The organism is Paenibacillus gorillae (genome assembly GCF_000513275.1).
Classification (GTDB): Bacteria; Bacillota; Bacilli; order Paenibacillales; family Paenibacillaceae; genus Pristimantibacillus; species Pristimantibacillus gorillae.
The window spans coordinates 1-18,386 of record NZ_CBVJ010000110.1 but is presented as its reverse complement, the minus strand read 5'-3'; the positions used below and the strand labels follow the sequence as shown (position 1 = coordinate 18,386).

Below are 18,386 nucleotides of genomic sequence, written 5' to 3'. Positions count from 1 at the left end.
TTTATTATTTGGTTAATAAAATATGAACCTAATGGAGGTTTGCGGAACCATGAAGCTAATGGAGAAGAAGAGTGGCTTTAAGAAGCTTGCCAGTCTACTGGTAGTTGGAAGTCTTGCGTTTTCTTCCGTCACGGCTTTTATTGGAACAAGCGGCATTGCATCGGCGGCAGACAGCGCCGCGTCACAAGCATTTAATACGTCAACAGGTGTACTGGATGTCGATTATGCCTCGTATTTGTCCAAGCATGATGTTGTCTTTCAATCACCCGTATCAGACCCGAAAGGTGCTTTGACCGTCGGCAACGGCCGCGTAGGCGGGATGGTGTGGGATACGCTTAACGGCATTACGATGCAAGTATCCGGCGTGGATGCTTCGCAGGAAGGCTTTGCTTCACAAGGGCTTGTCAATCTGTATACGACCCCGGGACTTAATACAGGCTATACGACGTACAAGCAGCGGCTTTCGCTCTATGACGGCCTGCTGACGACCGAATACGATGCCAACCGCAAAATAACGATTATGGGCGCGCCCAATTCCGAAGTGATGGGCATTCATGTGGAAGACAGCCGTACCGGCCTGTCCAACGTATCTCTGGATTTAAGCCTATGGGATGTGAGCAATTTCAGCGGCGGCGATGTACCGGATATTAACACATGGAGAACCGTCTCTACGTTTGTCGATCCGACGGTCGTTGGACTGAGCAGAGGGCAGACGGATGCGAATAACTTCGGCTACACGCTGGCAGCTACCGTTGAGGGGGCGAGCTTTACGACCCAAGCGGTTGGCGGCAGCAAAGTGAGATTGAACATTACGCCCTCCTCCAGCTATACGATCTGGATCTCCAGCGCCAGCCGGCTTAATGCGCCAGGGCATGATTCGGTAGCAGCTGCCAAAAGCCAATTGTCCAGTGTGAAAAACACAGGCTACGCAGCCACTTTAACAAGTTATAAAAACTGGTGGCATGATTTCTGGGCCAAGTCCTTCGTGCAGTATTCCAACCCTTCAGGTGATGCCGATTATATGGAGAGCTTCTATTATTTGAGCACCTACATGATCGCCGCAGGGGGCTACGGCAACTATCCGTTTCATTTCATTAATGGCGTATTTAGCGCCGTTAACGACAATGACAGCGGCAAATGGAGCAACGCATATTGGTACTGGAATCAGCGGGATATTTACCATTCCTTCCTCGCTTCCAACCATGCTGATATGGTTAACGTGTTCAATAATTTGTACAGCCGCAACTTCAACACGCTGAAATCGTATACGATGACCCGGTATGGCATCGACGGCATATGGGTTCCGGAAACGATGGGCTGGAACGGCAGTCCGGAGGGCACAATTTACAGCGATTACACGAAAAATACGCTGTCAACCGCTTCAGAAGCGGCATTGAACATGTACGCACAATATAAGTACACGAACGACGCCAATTATTTAAGCAATACTGCTTATCCATTTATGAAGGAGGCCGTGAAGTTCTATGCGAAGAAGCTTTCCTTCGATACCGCCACTGGAAAATATTATATGGCCTCCTCCAACGCTCACGAACAGCACTGGAATGTGAAAAATGCGATTAGCGATTTGGCGGCGATCCGCGCTCTGTTCCCAGTCACGATACAGACGAGCGCGAGTCTGGGTTTAGATGCCACGCTGCGCGCAGAATGGCAAAATGTACTGAACAATTTGGTTGCATACCCGGTTGATCCAAGCGATCCGAACAAGTATGCGCCGCACACGCCGCCAATCTCACAAAACCGGAACAACGAGAATGTCGTGCTGGAGCTGGCTTGGCCTTACAGCGTGAGCGGCATCGGATCAGCGGATTATCAGATGCTCGTGAACAACTATAACAGCCGGCCTTATCCGTATACGTCCAACAATGTGTGGGACCCGGCTCCGATACAAGCCGCCCGTCTCGGTCTTGGCAATGAAGCGTATCTCGGCATGAAGATGATGCTGCAGCGCTATCAGCATTACCCGAACGGCAGAACGACCAATTCGAATGGTGAGTTTGAGTATATGGGCGTTCATCTGTCAGCGATGAATGAATCACTGCTTCAAAGCTATAACGACAAAATCCGGGTGTTCCCGGCGCTGCCGACCGAAACCAATTTTGTCAGCAAGTTTACGCTGCTCGCCAGCGGCGGTTTCATGGTCAGCTCGGAGAAAGCGGCCAATGAGATCAAATATGTCGGGATCAAAAGCTTGTACGGCAAGCCGGCTACTGTCATCAATCCTTGGGGAACACAGGCGGTTCAAGTCCGGAGAACTTCGGACAACACGGTAGTTTCCACGTCCTCTAGTGCCGAAATTACGTTCAACACGACGGCAGGGGCGGTCTATGTCGTAGAGCGGACGGCGAAGCCTTTCTCAAGCTTCGAGCATACACAGCTTACCGGAACGGCCAATCAAGGCGTGAAGTCATTAAGCGGCACAAATTCCAAGCTGGGGTTGGATGCGGCTGGAGGCCGTGTCACCATAACGACCTTCTATGAGGATTCTAATTATTCGGGAACGGCGAAGACGCTGGCTCCGGGCAGCTATACGACAGCACAGCTTGCTGCGGCAGGCATTCCGGACAACTGGGTATCTTCAATCCGAGTGCCGCTTGGCTACACGGTAACGATCTATGATAATGATAATTTTACAGGTACACAATGGATATTTACTGCGGATACTGATTTTCCGAGCAGCACCAATCCTAATGCGAATGACAAAATGTCATCGGTGGTCATCAGCTCCGGTAACGGCGGGGGTGGAGGCGGCGGAAATACCGGCGTGAAATATGAAGCGGAGAATGGAACAAGAACTGGAACTGTAGGTATCTATGATGATGCAGCGGCCTCTAACGGCAAGGCGACGGATCACTTCTCCAATGTTGGCGACTCCGTGTCCATTGCCAATGTACAGGCCGGTTCGAAGCTTGTGATCGGGTATTGCACGGCGAATAATCCGGGAAGGCTTAGTCTCTATATCAATGGAGTAGACAGCGGCAATATTACGTTCCCGTCCACATCGACATGGAATACAACGTATTCCACTGCGACGGCGACAGTAGCGATACCGGCTGGAGCCACAATTAAATTGCAGCTCGACAGCGGTGATTCGGGAGCGAATATCGATTATATTACGGTGGAGTCGCAAAGCCAGAAGATCGAGGCGGAGAGCGGTACGCTGACCAGCGTCAATGTTACGGCGGATGCAGCAGCTTCTGGAGGCTATGAAGTGACCGGCCTGTCCACGCCGGGCAGCTCTTCGGTCGCGTTCACCAGTCCGAGTGCAGGCAGTCAGCTCACGATTGGCTACACGACAGCGAATACGAACAGCAAGCTTAGTCTTTACGTAAATAATACGTTTATCAAAAGTGTAAGTTTTCCCTCTACCGGAGTTTGGAGCGGTACGTACGCTACCGTCCAGACGGCTGTTACCATTCCCGCGAATGCTATCGTCAAGCTGCAGCTGAATAGCGGCGATTCCGGCGCGAATCTGGACTATTTTATCGTCCAGGCATAAGCTTCACCTCCAACAGAGCATCGGATTAATTCTTCTTCCGATGCTCTGTTTTTTTGCATATAATCACACAAATGTGTGAAGGGGTATGGGTGTGAACCGATTGCCGATCCGAATCATAAAATAGGCTAATAAATAGGAGAGAGGAAAATCCACATGGATGGATACGTAATGAATCAGCCTTATGGAACTGTTGCTGGCAGAGGAGAGGGATATATGAACGGCCAGTCAGGGTCCCGGCCATTTGGGCATGTGCAGCCCGGCGTTCACGGCTATTATCCGATGATGCCGCGTGAAGCTGTGCAGCCGCTGACGTTTGTTCTTGTACATGGATCATGGGCAGACGCCAGTTTTTGGAATGGCGTAGCCGCCGAGCTTCGCAGACAAGGGCATACTGTCTATGCGCCGGAATACCCGGGACATGGAAGTGATCCGAATACCAATGTGACGCATGCGATGATTTCGAGTGCGGTAGCAGATTTTATTATTGGCCACAGTTTACGCGATATTATTCTCGTAAGCCATAGCTTTGGCGGATCGGTTATTCAGAAGGTAGCTGAACTGGTGCCGGATCGTATCAAACGGCTTGTATTTATGAATGGGTTTGTTCTGGCGGATGGAGAGTCGGTTGTGGACCAGTTCCCTATGCCGGCCCAAGAAGGATTCACGCAGTTGAGGGAGATGTCGGAGGACGATACGATTATGCTGCCTTTTCCGTTGTTCCGGGACAACTTTGTTAATTTGGCCGATCTCGCCCTTGCCCGGCAGCTATATAGTGAAATTCGGCCTGAGCCTGCTAAGCCTGCGTTTGAAAGGCTGGATCTAAAGGAGTTTTACCGTCTGCAAATCCCGCGAAGCTACCTGTATTTGACGGAGGACAATGTGCTGCCGCAGGGAGAAGGCTATGGCTGGCACCCCCATATGTCGAGCCGCCTCGGGATGTTCCGCTTAATTAAATCACACGGTGATCATATGACCTTCTTCCGTACTCAGCCGGCGCTGCTGGCACAAAGGCTGTACGAAGCTTCCAGAGACTAGCGCTGGTTGGTTGATTTTAACCCGATATAAATGGCAATTGACTTGAGCGGGAGAGCGCGGCTATAATGGGTGACATTATAGATCAGGCGAAGACCAAAGACATGATTTCCGTCAAGGGCTGTACAGAGAGAGGGGTGAAAGCTGAGAGCCTCTACTGCGACCGGATGGTCATTACCCCTTTGCAGCCGTGATGGTGAACCTGCGGATTCGTACGCCCGGCAGTAATCGTCACCGCTTTATCCCCGTTACCGGATACCGAAGGATTTGCTGCGCGTCAAGCTGACTGTATGTTCAGATGGCCCGGGCAAATCGAATGAGGGTGGAACCACGAGCTGAACGCACTCGTCCCTTTGTGGGAAGAGAGGCGTTTTTTTTGCGTTCACAAAAAATCCAGGGAGGTTTTTTATCGTGGGAATCCAGATTACGTTAGCGGACGGTAAAATAAAGGAGTATGTCCTTGGGACGACCATCGCCAAAGTGGCGGAGTCGATAAGCCCGGGATTAGGGAAGAGGGCCGTAGCTGGCAAAATAAACGGTGTTCCGGTTGACCTCGACAGGCGGATTGAAGCGGACAGCAGCATCGAGATTATTACGCTGGACAGTAAGGAAGGTCTAGATATTTATCGCCACAGCACAGCTCATTTGATGGCGCAAGCGATTAAGCGGATCTATGGGCAAAAGGCGGTAAAGCTGGGAATAGGCCCGGTCATCGAAGACGGTTTCTATTATGACATCGACATGGAAAGACCGTTATCTGTAGAGGATCTAGCCGCTATTGAGGCGGAAATGCGGGTCATGGCGAAGGAGGATTTGCCGATCCGGTGCCGGGTAGTGAGCCGGGAGGAGGCGCTGGCCTTTTTCGGAGAGTTAGAGGACCCGCTCAAGCTGGAGTTGATCCGCGATTTGCCGGCTGACGCCGTGCTCACGATATACGAGCAAGGGGAGTTTAGCGATTTGTGCCGGGGACCGCATCTTCCGTCCACTGGGAGAATCCGGGCTTTCAAGCTGCTTAGTGTAGCAGGGGCATACTGGCGGGGCGATTCCAATAACAAAATGCTGCAGCGGATCTACGGCACGGCATTTCCGAAGGAGGCGCAGCTGGAAGAACATCTCCATGCGCTGGAGGAAGCGAAGAAGCGGGATCACCGGAAGCTCGGAGCGGAGCTTGCGCTGTTTATGTTTTCCGAAGAGGCGCCGGGCATGCCGTTCTACTTGCCGAAAGGGATGACGATCCGGACGGAGCTGGAGGACTTCTCCCGCCGGCTGCAAAATAAACGGGGCTATGTTGAGGTGCGCTCGCCGCTGATGATGAACAATCGGATGTGGGAGCAGTCAGGACATTGGGATCACTACAAGGACAATATGTATTTTACGAAGGTCGATGAGACGACGTTTGCGCTCAAGCCGATGAACTGTCCGGGACATATGCTTATTTATAAAAACAGCCTGCATTCGTACCGCGAGCTGCCGATTCGTGTATCGGAGTTCGGTCAAGTGCACCGCCATGAATATTCCGGTGCTCTGAACGGGATGATGCGGGTGCGGACATTCTGCCAGGATGATGCTCATTTATTCTTCCGCCCCGATCAGATTGAAGCGGAAATTAACGGAGTTATCGCTCTAATCGAAGAGATGTATGAGGTGTTTGGCTTCGCCTACAGACTGGAGCTGTCGACACGGCCTGCTGACTTCATGGGCTCTCCGGAATTATGGGATCAAGCGGAAGTCTCCCTGCAAAATGTGCTTGATAAGCGTGGGATCGACTATGTGTTAAATGAAGGGGATGGCGCATTCTATGGCCCCAAAATCGATTTTCACATCTTGGATGCACTAAAGCGGAGCTGGCAGTGCGGCACGATTCAGCTTGATTTTCAGATGCCGGAGAAATTCGATCTCTCCTATATTGGGGAGGATAGCCAGAAGCACCGGCCGGTCGTTATCCACCGCGCTATTTTCGGCTCGATCGACCGGTTCATGGGCATATTGACGGAGCATTACAGCGGGGCATTTCCGCTCTGGCTGGCGCCTGTTCATGTGAAGCTGCTGCCGGTCTCCGACCGTTATAATGATTATACTCTCAAGGTGAAGCAGGAGCTGCTTGAGGCAGGCATACGCGTCGAGATCGATATGCGGACGGAGAAGCTGGGCTACAAAATCCGCGAAGCTCAGCTGGAGAAGGTGCCGTATATGCTTGTGCTTGGCGAAGCGGAGCAGAGCTCAGGAATGGTATCGGTCAGGAAGCGGGAGGAAGGCGATCTGGGACAGCAGCCGGCCGGGGAGTTCGTGAAGCGGGTTCTGGAGGAGATTGCGGCGAAGCTGTGATGGAGAAATAGGTTTCAGGTTACGTATTGCAATTTAACGGGTATTTGAAAAGGGTCTGGTAATAATTCCAGTCCCTTTTTCTGTTTTCTTAGGAAGCAATACATCAGTCTAATGTTTGAAATAGGCATGAAAAAGGTCGCTAGATGACACACAGCATTTCAAGATTGTGGGATTTTTTTTAGATTATTTTTTTAGAAATTATGTTACTATAAATCAATTGGTAAAATAGAATACAGTAGTTGACTGGTCAAACTATGATAAAGTCATTGCAAAAAACCATTCTTATTGTATGTTTGTTGCTATTATTACCCTATTCAGGATTAGCAGAATACGGTCATACAGCTATGGCATCCTCCACGGACAATTCGTCCTCGAAGGTGGTATTCCCCATCGCTTTCAAGCGTGCCACGGGCGACAGTATTATATCTACGGCAGCGGATGAGAAGGGCACCATTCTTATTGTGACAAACAAATTTCTCAATATTACGCATGACTATGGGAAGACTTGGGTGTCCCGCTCCCTCCCGTCGTCCGGCATGTATGCGGTGCGCTATTTAAAAGGGAAGTTCTATCTGTCTACGATGCATGTCGATCAGCAGTACTCGGTGATTCGGATTTATGTATCAAGCAATGGCGGTGACGAGTGGACGAAGATGAATCTTGAAGCCAAGAGCGGTGGACCGATCACGATTGGCAATCTGCAATATTTGAAGGGCAGCTATATTCTGCTAGGCAAGCAGATGCTTAATGAACGTACACCTGTGTTTACGTCTACGGACGGTATAACCTGGACGCAGGCCGGCTCCATTCCGTTCGGCATTGAATTTCTGACCTGGAATGGGATTCGTTACACGGCCTATGGTGCAGGGTATCAATTGTCCCCGCAGGACAAAGGTCAGAAGCTGGCCCGCAACCAGTTCAAATTAAAGAATGGAAATTGGGCCGAGCTGATTGTATTTACTTCTAACGATCTGCGTGAATGGACCATGCAATCCGGTGCAGTTAAAAAAGGCTTTTTCTATGATTCGATGTATGTCAATAACAAACCGATTCCTATTTACTACTATGAGGAAGAACAGCCGGTTGCGAATGGAACGATCATCTTATTCGATTCATACGGGAATACGTTGAAATCAACCAACGGCATTACGTTCACGATGTCGAGCCGTCCTGATCTATTCCCCACGAACGATTACCGCTCACCGATGTATAAGGTTGGCAAGCAGTATATGATTTTCACTCAGTATTGGTATGCCTCCGGTGTTATGCGCTTAAACGTGCTGACATCCACGGACAAGGTAAATTGGAAAACAACGAAGCTGAGCCGAAATACTGATAATATGTTCGTCTCACAAGCGGGAAATATGCTGCTGGGCATTGCCGACACGCGTGTTTTGCTATCGAGCAACGGCATTGACTGGAAAGTCGTTCGATAGGTAATAAGGTAAAGGCCATCCGTTACGGATGGCCTTTCATGTTTTAATTGGATGGACTGGCCTTGTGTTCATCTTAACAGGACAGCTGTATAGAGATATCACACGACCAGCTCCCCTTGAATCGCAATTCTATTAGTACCGCTGCTCTTGGTGAGATACATCGATTGGTCCGCCACGCGAATGAGATCGACTTCCGTCATGCCTTCTAGCCATAGCGAACAGCCGACGCTGGTGGTCATCGGCAGCTGAAGCTCCTTAATCAGCATCGGTGACTCTAGCTGCCCGATCAAACGCTTAGCAACCTGCACCAAGTCGTCGCAGCCGTTCTGCAGCCATGCTGCCACGAGAAATTCATCGCCGCCTACGCGTGCGAGCAGATCGGCCTCGCCAACGGCTTGCTTGATCCGATTCGCGAACTCTACAAGCACGAGATCACCGACTTCATGTCCGTAAGTATCATTGCACTGCTTGAATTTATTCAAATCGAGGTAGAATACCCCGAATAAGCCTTCTTTGCAACTGGCCCGATTAATCCAGTCTTGAATTCGAGCGCTAAATCCTCTGCGATTCAGCAAGCCTGTCAAAATGTCGCGCTCTGTCAATTGAATAAGCTCGCTCTCCAGTTGTTTGCGTCTTTCGATCTCGGCTCTTAATTGAATCAATAATTGCTCATAATCGTTAAGAACACGAATTTTATCGTCGTAATTGATTTGTTTGCCTAATTCTGAGCCTAGGGCTAGCGATAATAATTGCAACGTTTCAATATCGCGGCTAGAGAAAGCGTCGGTACGGCCGGAGATGACTTTCAACACGCCGACAGCGGTGTTAGAGTCGAACAGGGGGACGCAGACCATGCTCCGTGCACCGACTCTCATAGTCGCTGCCTTGTCGACACGATCATCCTGCTGCGTATCCGGCGAATACATAATTTCTTTCTCTGTCACGCACAAACCCGACAAGCTGCCGTTCTTTTTTATTCGAATTCCGAGATGGGGCTGTAAGGTGCCGCTGACAGCGGCATAAACCATTTCGTCGCCCGCCAGCATCTCTATGGTAGAACCGTCGGCATCGGTTAATAGGCACATCCGGTCGCAGATCGTCTGCATAAACAACTTCAAATCAAAGTTAGATAACAGCATCTGCTGTTGGACTTCCATTATGACTTTTAGGCGACGGTTTTCAAGCATCTTCCCAATTCCTCCATGCTATGCATCGTAATTTATCTATTATCAATAGATAATATGCTAGCACGTTTAATAGAGTTTGTCAGCCGAGCCTTAACCCTCCGGTGCGGCGTACTTTCCCTTGTCCGGCTCGAAAGCTGCTCCATTAGACGGGTCCAGCTCCAGTTGGGTGGTTCCGCGATCATCGGTCAGCACAAGTATGCGCGAGCCGATGACGGGAACACGGTCGGCGCTGGTGCGCATGCGTGCTAAGACGACTCGAGGAGCATCGCCAGCGGTATAGCTTACTTCGACCTTGAACATGGGGTCATTCAAGAGCCAACTGTTAGTGAAATTTACGGCGGTCAACGTTCCGATGAATGACGAGCCTTCCATGCGGAGGCGCTGGATGTCCGCCTGACGACGCCGGGCGTGGGCGATTGAGCCGGGCAATCTCAGGAGTACGATGACGGCTAAGAGGGCGAAGCAAGCTCCGATGACTGCTCCGAGCTCTGGCGGAATTGTTGGTGATGTAGCGATGGCCTCGAGGTCGAAGGGGCGTGACAGATTGCTTGTCAGCGTCCATAGCAGAAGGACTCCCGCACTTGCGAACAAACCTCCTGCGACCGCTAGCGTCGCATACAGGCCGGCGACTCGGATTTGTCCGAACTGCTGATCCGCTCGCGAGTACAATCCGCCGGTCACACCGATAGCGACGAACAGCAGCACTACGGCGGCACCTACTGTGACAGGATGGCCGAGGAGCTTGCTGATTTCCGGTGTCGGCCCCAAGCCGAGCAGGGTACCGTACGGCACGGAGCCTGCTAGTGCCCAAAGCAGCGCAGCTGCAAGCAGCCACGGCAGCAGAGGACTCGCGCGTCCGACGCGATGCCCTGGCTGGAGAGAAGTCATTCTCACGCCAGTGTCCGTGGCGGAGAACAGCGGCAGCATTTCTTGCTGCTCATGATTGGACTGATCTTTTGCAGCATCACTCATTGGCAAGTACCTCCCGAGGAAGATTCTTGTAACTATTTTATCTATATTTTACCATATGAATGTTATCCACTGCAGTTCGCGGATTGAAAAAAATTATTATAGCAGGCATTCTCATTCACCAATCGCTGAAAATATTGATCCATCTGGGCTAAGCTCACCCGATCGGGGTTTTTGCGCCACCATTCGCTTAAAGCAACCATCGCGGACACATGAAATTCGGCTAACAAGTCATGGGGGATATCGGTCGTTTTGGTATTTTGGAAAAACTTTAGTGAGTCCTTTTTCAATATCCGCATGGAGTAAGCAGTCATGCAATCAAAGAAAAGCTCATCACCTTGCTGCGCACGAACTAACTTGTGGGATTCGGAGCCTTCAAAAAATTCATTAGACCAATAAAAAGGCTTTAAAATCCTTTTTTCTAATGGAATATTCCAATACGGCTCCATCAGTTGATTCAGCCCGTACTCCAGCAATCTAAATTTATCATCAAAGTGCTTATAGAATGTGGAACGATGGATGATTGCTTTTTCGCAAATTTGATCTACTGTAATTTTTGAGAATCTCGTCTTCTCTTCTGTCATTAGATCAAAAAGAGCTTTCCATAACAATTGCATGGAGCGGCGTTTTCTGAGATCCATCTCTATTTCCCCTTTATTGCGCCCATTTCTCAGACATTTATTTAATACTGTCTTCTAACTATACAAAGCAGGTGTATTGAAGATATTTTGCAGCCCAAATGAACTTTATAATGGGAATCGGCTTCATTACTTTACCTAATTTTGTACGGAAGGAAGGCATTTATATGAACTTGGATTTACAGAAAGTAAAGCGAATGCCCATTATGGTTTCTCTCATGATGGGAGCATTTGTGGCAACCTTAAACGAGACATTGCTGGGGAATGCCCTGCCTGTGCTAATGAAGGAGTTTCAGGTCGGCGCCACCACCATACAATGGCTAACTGCGGCTTACCTGCTCGTTGTCGGCGCACTCATTCCAATAACGGCTCTAATTCAGCAATGGCTGACGACAAGACAGCTTTTTTCTATTGCGATGATTACCTTTCTAATAGGTACGATCGTTGCTGCAACGGCACCTACATTTATGCTGCTATTAGCCGGGCGGTTGATTCAAGCCATTGGTACGGGACTAATCATCCCGCTGCTAATGAATACGTTGTTAAATATTTATCCGGCTGAAAAGCGGGGCTCGGTTATGGGAGTGCTGTTTTTAATATTTACATTTGCTCCTGCTATCGGACCTACACTTTCAGGCATTATCATTGATGCAATGAATTGGCGCTGGTTGTTCTATACGACCATTCCCATTACTATCATTTCAATCCTCGTCGGTTATTACTATCTTGTTAATGTAACCACGATCACAAAACCTAAAGTTGATGTACTGTCCATTATTTTGTCGACCTTAGGTTTCGGCGGTATTGTATATGGATTCAGTGCTACAGGAAATGAAGGATGGTCAGATCCGCAAGTTTACGGGACAATTATCATGGGCAGCTTGGCCTTGATTTTATTCGCATTCCGGCAGCTGCGTATTTCTAACCCGATTTTGGAATTGCGTACCTTCCGGTTTCCCATGTTCTCGCTCTCTATTATTCTATTGATTGTTGTTATGATGTCGATGTTCGCAACAATCACCTTATTACCTATGTTTATGCAAAGCGTATTGCTAGTGACTGCATTTCAATCAGGAATCATGATGCTGCCGGGAAGTGTCGTAAATGGACTGATGTCTCCTGTTGCAGGAAAGCTATTCGATCGATTGGGCGCCAAAGTTATTATTATTCCGGGTTTATTGATCGTCTGCATGGCGATGTATCTCTTTACCGGATTTACACTGGAGTCGGCGAACTTGCAAATCATTTTAACGCACAGTCTATTAATGCTAGGTGTAGCACTCGTTCTGGTTCCCGTTCAAACCTATGGGCTGAATCAAATAACGTCTGAATATTATGCACATGGATCTGCTATTTTCAGTACGCTGCAGCAGGTTTCCGGAGCGATAGGCTCAGCATTGTTCATAGCTACTATGTCCGCGCGCTCTCGTAGTCATCTGGCACAGTTAAGCTCTGATACTGAAATTGAACAGTTAACGGCAGCTGTTGCAGGCTACAGTGACACATTCATGCTTGGCTTCGTGATTTCGATCATTGCTATAGTGGTAGCTGTCTTTCTAAGAAAAAACACAAAAGAAAAACAAGCGGGTTAATCTCTTCCGCTAACTACTGAACTGCCCTGCTGCAACAAGCAGGGCAGTTCTTTTCTTTCTTTATAAGAAAAAGACGTGAGTGTGGCGATGCCAAACTCACGTCCAGATGACGCATCAGCTCAAATGTTCAATTGGTTAGAAGCATTAGGATTTCACTGTATAATGCAGTTGAATCATTTGTCCGTAACGTTTGGTCCCGGACAGGAAAAGCTTCAATTCCGGGTTGTCTTTCTTGAACAGCGGAATGCCTTTTCCTAGAATGGTTGGCATCATTGTAAGGATAAACTCATCAACAAGGCTGTTTTTCAAAAGTACGTCGAGAATCTCGGCACCACCGACGATCCAGATTTTGGACCTGTCCTGCTCTTTCAGCTTCTCAATAAACCCCGTTACATCTTCGTTGATAAAAGTCACATGCGGAGCCGGCGCCTTTTCGGAGCGTGAGAACACATAGCACGTCTTATCTGGATAGGGAAATTGATCAGCTAATTCAAAGGTATGCTCGTATGTTTTGTTCCCCATTAATACGGTGTCAATCGTCTCATAAAATTCGCTATAGCCGTTGTCACCCTCACCTTCTATTTCATAGAGCCAATCAATCTCTCCGTTTTCCCGCGCAATATATCCATCCATAGATATTGCAATGTATAGTGTAACCGGACGTTTCATTCCTTCATCTCCTTGTTGAATATTAATTCCTGTTGCCCTATTTATCATAGCATCTATATATGTCACCTTATGTCATATATATCCTTGGCAATTCGAGGGCAACCATATTCCTTCCACAGTCATTATGCAATTATCCCCAGCCCGCAGTATAATTGTACTGAATCTTCAATAGCTGAAGATTGCAATCGATTATATTGGGGGCGGATTCCTTGCATTCAAACGACGACATGGCGCCTGAAACCTATCCAATTGGGAAAGTAGCCAAAATGATTGGAGCTAAGATCCGAACGATCCGTTACTATGATGAGATCGGATTAGTAAAGCCCTCGAGTCATACAGAGGGAGGCCATCGTCTCTATACGGCAGAAGATATTTGGCGTTTGGAATTGACGGCAACGCTGCGTTACCTGGATTTCAGCATCGAAGAAATTAGCCAGCTGTTCTCTGGAGACTTATCGGTAGACAAGGCACTCGACTGGCAGATTGAATCGCTCTCGATTCAGGCCAGCGCGTTAACCAATATGATATCGATTTTACAGCAAGCAAAGCAGGGACAAGGGAAAGGGGATTCCATGCGTTACCTTTACGACCTTGTCCAAGCCAAAGCATCCAATGTTGAAAAAAGAAATCGTTTTATTGCCGATAGAGTGGAGGCTGGCGATCTCTTCAACGGAGTTCCTGCAGAATGGCAGAGCCCGATGCTGCATTACTTTAATAAATATATTGTCAATCAAGAGAAAACAACGGCGCAACAAATAGCGGCTTGGAATGAGCTGCAGGAAATTATTAACGATCCCCAATTTCTTGAAGATACAAAAAACACGGACTTCTCGTTCATTGTGAAGGAGCTTCAACCCCGTTATGATGCCGATACGTGGATTAAGAAGCTGGATCAGTTTTATGTCCGTTTGACCCAAGCGCTGGAGAGCAAAAAGTCTGCCGACAGCCCTGAGGTTCAGGCCATTATTGAAGAGTCGCTTTCGATTTATAGCAATACAGAGCAAACGATCTATAACCTGGAGTTCCTTAATGCTTATATGGAACATGTCGAGTTAACCAGCACGCCTCTTATTGATCGAGTCAACCGGTTGTGTGCCATTATGAACCCGCAGTTAAACTTGCTCGCAGAAGGAAACAACGTGTTTATTCAAAACCTGCAGAGAAAGATGCAAGCCGAACAAGAAAATGAACAGCCCGAAAGCTAGGCTCTCGGGCTGTTCGTATGGTGTATTTTAGTCTCTAAGCAGCGTAAACTTCGGATGTTCGCCAATATTTTGCTCCAATAGCCTTGATGGCTTGTTTTTTAAATAATGATCGAAGAAATCCAGCGAATAATCGTTAATGAGACCTAGTGACTCTCGAACATTGCTTCCTTGCATCAATTGAAATAGCGGCGAGAACAGGACCATATCGGTAAAGCTGAGGTGATTCGTCTTGTTCAGAATCAGCCAGTAGTTGCCGCCCGTAGTTACATGAGCAAATCGCGGCCAAATTTCCTTCGACATATCCAGCTCGTCGCCGGTCGGGATCTTCATATTATCTACACTGGAATCTGCACTCATCATCAGAAACGGCTTCTTCAGCCCTTCTTCCGGAATACGAAGATCACCATATAACGCGCCGTCCATGTTGATCGCTGCTTTAATTCTTGAATCTGTCATTAACACTTGCACGCTTGTTGCTCCGCCGAAGGAATGTCCGAACATGCCGACATTATTCATATCCATCCGGCCGGTAAAACGCTTCTCTGGATCATTCGCCGCCAACTGCTCCACTTGATCCAGTACAAACTTGGCATCTTCTACCCATTGTGCATTTGCATTATCCAAGTCAGAGAATTTTTTGATTTCTGGCAGCTGCAAAGCGGCCACACGACCGTCTGAGAAGACCGAAGCGGTGCTGCTATAGGTGTGGTCGATGCCGACTATGATATAACCTTGGCTAACCAATTGCTCGAGTTGGTAGGTGTTCTGCATTTTATTGCCAGTCAGGCCATGTGAAAAAATGAGCACCGGGAAGGACGGCTCTGCATTAGAGATTTCTGCATTCTCGATGGCATGCGTTTTAACATAGCCAAGAGAAGTAAACAGCAGCTTAGGGAAATTAAACATTTTACTATAGCCCTCAGCGAACGCATCGACGTGAGTATGATAGGCTTGTTTTTTTCCTTTTGCTTTGGCATCAGCAGGATACCAGACTTGTACCATTAACTCGCGTTTGTCATCCGGATCAGACGTAAGAATTTCATCCCGTGAATTATCTTTCCAGTCATAGGTGACTGTGCCGATTTTATAGGGACCTGCCGGCTTTGCGAAGGTGAATACCGGAATCAGGATCGGCAGTGCTACGGTTACTGCTGAATAAATAACTGCCAGTACTGTTACAGCGATGAGCTTCAGCTTTGAACCTTTCCGGGCGGTACGTTCTTCAGCTTTGCCCGACTTGGATATCGATCTGACAATGAAAAGGATGAGAGGCAATGCCGTCAACACATAGGCAGGAATCATCGGCAAGCGCATGCCTTCTATAACTCCATGTATCAGCATAAAGATGGCGGAAACGCCGAACCCGATCAGGAGAAAGCGCTGCGGCTTGTTCTTAGCGAATATAAGCCAGCCCGTCAGTAAAATATTAATGACAATAAATAAAATTTCCAAAGACCTCATAAGATTTGAACCTCCAAATTTGAGTAAGCTGCTAGCTGCTAGCTAATTCAAATCTTACAATCTCCAGTAGCTGAAGATTCAAGCCCTTTTCAACCTCTAAGTTATTAACTTTCTCTTAACTGCTGAATTATTGCAAAAAAATAACTGATCCGAAACATCGGATATGCGGGTATAGCATTAGAGTTTTAGAGATGCCAGACAACAGAATTAATGTTGTAAACACTCCGCTTTATGTATTAATGAAAATAAAAAATTGGAGAGATTATGTTTGTAACAGATAGACTGAATAAACTAACGCAATTCGGATGCAGATTGGCCAATAACTCCATACATCGCCGAAGGGTTACGTACCTTAGGCGATGCTTTTTGGGGGCTATTACATATCCGGCCAAACTATAGCTTCAAGATTATGATGGATGCTGAAGCATGCCGGGCATGAACGGGTGAAGCTGTTAGCCGATGGCTTCTCGGGCTGGCAGGAGAGCGGATTTCCTGTTACAACGGAAATTTCTCAGCCTGCGGATAAGAGGTTCGTTCCCCGTGTGAATAATAGTAATCAAGCGACAATAGAGGAAGTAAAGGCTGGGATCGATGCTGAGAATCGTGTGCTGATTGACTCGCGCATTCACGGGCGTTACACAGGCGAGGATACGTCGAAGTATTTGAAAGCTGACCATATTCCGGGCGCCCTTAATCACTATTGGGAGGACGGCTCTCCAGAGGGCGTGTTCCTTGACGCTGCTCATCAGCGTGAACGCTTTAAGTCGATTCCGTTAGATCTGGAGATTATTGTCTATTGCGGAGCCGGAGTTACGGCCTGTCCGAATGTGCTTGCGCTCACGGAAGCCGGATATACCGATGTGAAGCTTTATGTGGGCAGCTGGCGCGATTGGGTTAGTTATGAGGAGAATCCGGTTGCGGTGGGGTCGAGGAGAAGCTGATAGACGAATAAAAGTATGCAAGTTGTGAATACATCGCCATGTGGCCTAAGCGCCCAGGTGATGATTTTCTATATCCGAAGTCAACGCCCAGTTAACGCCGTGGCTCTGACAGTCACTCTGTAAGTATTTACAGAGTTGGTGGACATTCATTCTGTTCGGTTCATACCCGTGTGAAAGGCCGGGACGCCCCTATCATAGAGGTGCTGGAAATCCCGACTCAAAGATTCAAGTCAACAACTTAAAGAAACAACAAAGACAATCAAAGTTAAATCAGTAAGGAAGAGGTGACGGAGCTACTAAGAATTTACTATTCTACATAGCCCCATTTTCTGTATGTCTCTTCACTATAATAATGTAAAGGTAATGTTAACTCGTCCTCTTTATTATGAATACTAAATTGAGAAACGGCTGCGGCAATAGCCTTTTCTTTAAATGGAATATGTATGCATTTTGCAGTTTTATTCTCAATCCTTTCATTTAGAGCTTTTGGCCATTTATTTTTGTGGGACGCCGGGTGTAAGATAGACATAAATCCCGGATAAGTTACAATAATTGGAATATTGTAGTATTCTATAGCCTTTTCTATCTCGAAATTCAACATTCCTCTATCCCAATTTGTATCTTTCGAAATAATTAGTAACATGTTTTTTGAATTTTTCATACGATCCAACAGTCTCGACTGTAATGTTTTTATTGTGCTATTATCTCTCACCTGATAGGTTTTTTTATGGCTATCACTAAAGCTTAACTCAAATTTATTTGAAGCATTCCAATTCTGTAACAATCCATAATACTTCATGTCACCTTCAGTTGGATTTGTAGTTGCATTCCCGTCAAAAGCCACATATGTTCCGTTTCTATATGCCATTATATTACTCCCTTCAATTTAAAGAAATTAATCTTATCTTTTCTGGAATCATGAATAACGATTGTCACTTTGGAAGGGTATGTGAATTTTATTCTGCTGATCTTAAAGGACCATAATAATAATTCTAATAGTTCTTGATCTGTAATATTATTAAATTCCTTAAATCTAGTAACTCCTGAACCCATCAAAGGCAATGAAACCGATTTTCCAGCATAGACAATGTCTATCTCATTCCAGAAATTTAGCAAGAAGTTGATGTAGTCATTCATATATAAAAAAGCTCGATTATCGTTGTCGAACCTCGAAAAAGCGGTCAATAGGAATTCCCCGTTCTGTACAATGCTTCCTAATTTATATTTGTTTTTCTTACCACGCACTCTAGCCTCATTCTTATCAACTATCTTTTCCTTTAATTCTTCATTTTTTTCTATTTGATTGTCCAATTCAGTAAGATCAGTTACTTCTTCTTTTATGTAAAGACCATTTAATGTTTTCTCTGATATTATTTTATTATCTACAATTGTGTCGAAATATTCATTGAATCCA

Annotated in this window: 15 protein-coding genes; 8 read left to right on the top strand and 7 right to left on the bottom strand. The window is 47.2% G+C overall.

Annotation, left to right across the window (positions count from 1 at the left end):
• The first annotated feature begins 49 nt into the window (after nucleotides 1-49).
• From TY10_RS20705 to TY10_RS20690, 5 genes are all read left to right on the top strand, one after another.
• A complete protein-coding gene (locus TY10_RS20705) occupies nucleotides 50-3,517 on the top strand; it encodes a carbohydrate-binding domain-containing protein (RefSeq protein WP_042167679.1) in 3,468 nt (1,155 codons plus the stop codon).
• Between the two features lie 153 nt (nucleotides 3,518-3,670).
• A complete protein-coding gene (locus TY10_RS20700) occupies nucleotides 3,671-4,552 on the top strand; it encodes an alpha/beta hydrolase (protein WP_238327835.1) in 882 nt (293 codons plus the stop codon).
• A 65-nt stretch (nucleotides 4,553-4,617) separates the two neighbouring features.
• Nucleotides 4,618-4,743, top strand: a complete 126-nt coding sequence (locus tag TY10_RS32135; protein ID WP_272945315.1) for a hypothetical protein — start codon at nucleotides 4,618-4,620, stop codon at nucleotides 4,741-4,743.
• Nucleotides 4,744-4,960: 217 nt separating this feature from the next.
• On the top strand, nucleotides 4,961-6,874 hold the full coding sequence (thrS, locus tag TY10_RS20695; RefSeq protein ID WP_042167677.1) for a threonine--tRNA ligase: 1,914 nt from the start codon (nucleotides 4,961-4,963) through the stop codon (nucleotides 6,872-6,874).
• A gap of 344 nt (nucleotides 6,875-7,218) precedes the next feature.
• Entirely contained in the window at nucleotides 7,219-8,310 is a 1,092-nt protein-coding gene (locus TY10_RS20690) for a glycoside hydrolase family protein (RefSeq protein ID WP_042167675.1), read from the top strand.
• Between the two features lie 98 nt (nucleotides 8,311-8,408).
• Here the strand turns inward: TY10_RS20690 and TY10_RS20685 are convergent, their stop codons facing one another.
• The 3 genes from TY10_RS20685 to TY10_RS20675 all read right to left on the bottom strand — a co-directional run bounded on the left by TY10_RS20685 (nucleotide 8,409) and on the right by TY10_RS20675 (nucleotide 11,107).
• Nucleotides 8,409-9,497: a sensor domain-containing diguanylate cyclase gene (locus TY10_RS20685; RefSeq protein ID WP_042167673.1), complete on the bottom strand. Its 1,089-nt coding sequence runs from the start codon at nucleotides 9,495-9,497 to the stop codon at nucleotides 8,409-8,411.
• A 90-nt stretch (nucleotides 9,498-9,587) separates the two neighbouring features.
• The gene (locus tag TY10_RS20680; RefSeq protein WP_042167672.1) at nucleotides 9,588-10,469 is read right to left on the bottom strand and encodes a hypothetical protein; all 882 of its coding nucleotides are present in this window, start codon (nucleotides 10,467-10,469) and stop codon (nucleotides 9,588-9,590) included.
• Between the two features lie 62 nt (nucleotides 10,470-10,531).
• Nucleotides 10,532-11,107 (bottom strand): TetR/AcrR family transcriptional regulator, encoded by a 576-nt coding sequence (locus tag TY10_RS20675; protein ID WP_042167670.1) that lies wholly within the window; start codon nucleotides 11,105-11,107, stop codon nucleotides 10,532-10,534.
• 164 nt (nucleotides 11,108-11,271) lie between these two features.
• Between TY10_RS20675 and TY10_RS20670 the strand changes: the two genes are divergently transcribed.
• Nucleotides 11,272-12,696: an MDR family MFS transporter gene (locus TY10_RS20670; protein ID WP_042167827.1), complete on the top strand. Its 1,425-nt coding sequence runs from the start codon at nucleotides 11,272-11,274 to the stop codon at nucleotides 12,694-12,696.
• Between the two features lie 144 nt (nucleotides 12,697-12,840).
• Here TY10_RS20670 and TY10_RS20665 read toward each other — a convergent pair whose 3' ends face one another.
• Entirely contained in the window at nucleotides 12,841-13,365 is a 525-nt protein-coding gene (locus TY10_RS20665; RefSeq protein ID WP_042167668.1) for a dihydrofolate reductase family protein, read from the bottom strand.
• Nucleotides 13,366-13,574: 209 nt separating this feature from the next.
• On the opposite strand from TY10_RS20665, the gene TY10_RS20660 reads away from it, so the two are divergent.
• Entirely contained in the window at nucleotides 13,575-14,570 is a 996-nt protein-coding gene (locus TY10_RS20660; protein ID WP_155985998.1) for a MerR family transcriptional regulator, read from the top strand.
• 27 nt (nucleotides 14,571-14,597) lie between these two features.
• Here the strand turns inward: TY10_RS20660 and TY10_RS20655 are convergent, their stop codons facing one another.
• Nucleotides 14,598-16,031: an alpha/beta hydrolase family protein gene (locus tag TY10_RS20655; RefSeq protein ID WP_042167666.1), complete on the bottom strand. Its 1,434-nt coding sequence runs from the start codon at nucleotides 16,029-16,031 to the stop codon at nucleotides 14,598-14,600.
• A 416-nt stretch (nucleotides 16,032-16,447) separates the two neighbouring features.
• On the opposite strand from TY10_RS20655, the gene TY10_RS20650 reads away from it, so the two are divergent.
• Nucleotides 16,448-16,972 (top strand): sulfurtransferase, encoded by a 525-nt coding sequence (locus tag TY10_RS20650; RefSeq protein WP_052350672.1) that lies wholly within the window; start codon nucleotides 16,448-16,450, stop codon nucleotides 16,970-16,972.
• Between the two features lie 307 nt (nucleotides 16,973-17,279).
• Here TY10_RS20650 and TY10_RS20645 read toward each other — a convergent pair whose 3' ends face one another.
• Both TY10_RS20645 and TY10_RS30830 read right to left on the bottom strand, forming a co-directional pair.
• On the bottom strand, nucleotides 17,280-17,840 hold the full coding sequence (locus tag TY10_RS20645; protein WP_042167662.1) for a TIR domain-containing protein: 561 nt from the start codon (nucleotides 17,838-17,840) through the stop codon (nucleotides 17,280-17,282).
• On the bottom strand, nucleotides 17,840-18,386 hold a 547-nt coding region (locus TY10_RS30830; RefSeq protein WP_042167661.1), incomplete at its 5' end, for a macro domain-containing protein. The genes TY10_RS20645 and TY10_RS30830, both read right to left, overlap by 1 nt.

Bases quoted from the DNA above. Each gene is read 5' to 3' on its own strand.
- TY10_RS20705 (WP_042167679.1), top strand. From the start codon at position 50: ATGAAGCTAATGGAGAAGAAGAGTGGCTTTAAGAAGCTTGCCAGTCTA.
- TY10_RS20700 (WP_238327835.1), top strand. From the start codon at position 3,671: ATGGATGGATACGTAATGAATCAGCCTTATGGAACTGTTGCTGGCAGA.
- TY10_RS32135 (WP_272945315.1), top strand. From the start codon at position 4,618: ATGGGTGACATTATAGATCAGGCGAAGACCAAAGACATGATTTCCGTC.
- TY10_RS20690 (WP_042167675.1), top strand. From the start codon at position 7,219: ATGGCATCCTCCACGGACAATTCGTCCTCGAAGGTGGTATTCCCCATC.
- TY10_RS20685 (WP_042167673.1), bottom strand. From the start codon at position 9,497: ATGCTTGAAAACCGTCGCCTAAAAGTCATAATGGAAGTCCAACAGCAG.
- TY10_RS20680 (WP_042167672.1), bottom strand. From the start codon at position 10,469: ATGAGTGATGCTGCAAAAGATCAGTCCAATCATGAGCAGCAAGAAATG.
- TY10_RS20675 (WP_042167670.1), bottom strand. From the start codon at position 11,107: ATGGATCTCAGAAAACGCCGCTCCATGCAATTGTTATGGAAAGCTCTT.
- TY10_RS20670 (WP_042167827.1), top strand. From the start codon at position 11,272: ATGAACTTGGATTTACAGAAAGTAAAGCGAATGCCCATTATGGTTTCT.
- TY10_RS20665 (WP_042167668.1), bottom strand. From the start codon at position 13,365: ATGAAACGTCCGGTTACACTATACATTGCAATATCTATGGATGGATAT.
- TY10_RS20655 (WP_042167666.1), bottom strand. From the start codon at position 16,031: ATGAGGTCTTTGGAAATTTTATTTATTGTCATTAATATTTTACTGACG.
- TY10_RS20650 (WP_052350672.1), top strand. From the start codon at position 16,448: ATGCTGAAGCATGCCGGGCATGAACGGGTGAAGCTGTTAGCCGATGGC.
- TY10_RS20645 (WP_042167662.1), bottom strand. From the start codon at position 17,840: ATGGCATATAGAAACGGAACATATGTGGCTTTTGACGGGAATGCAACT.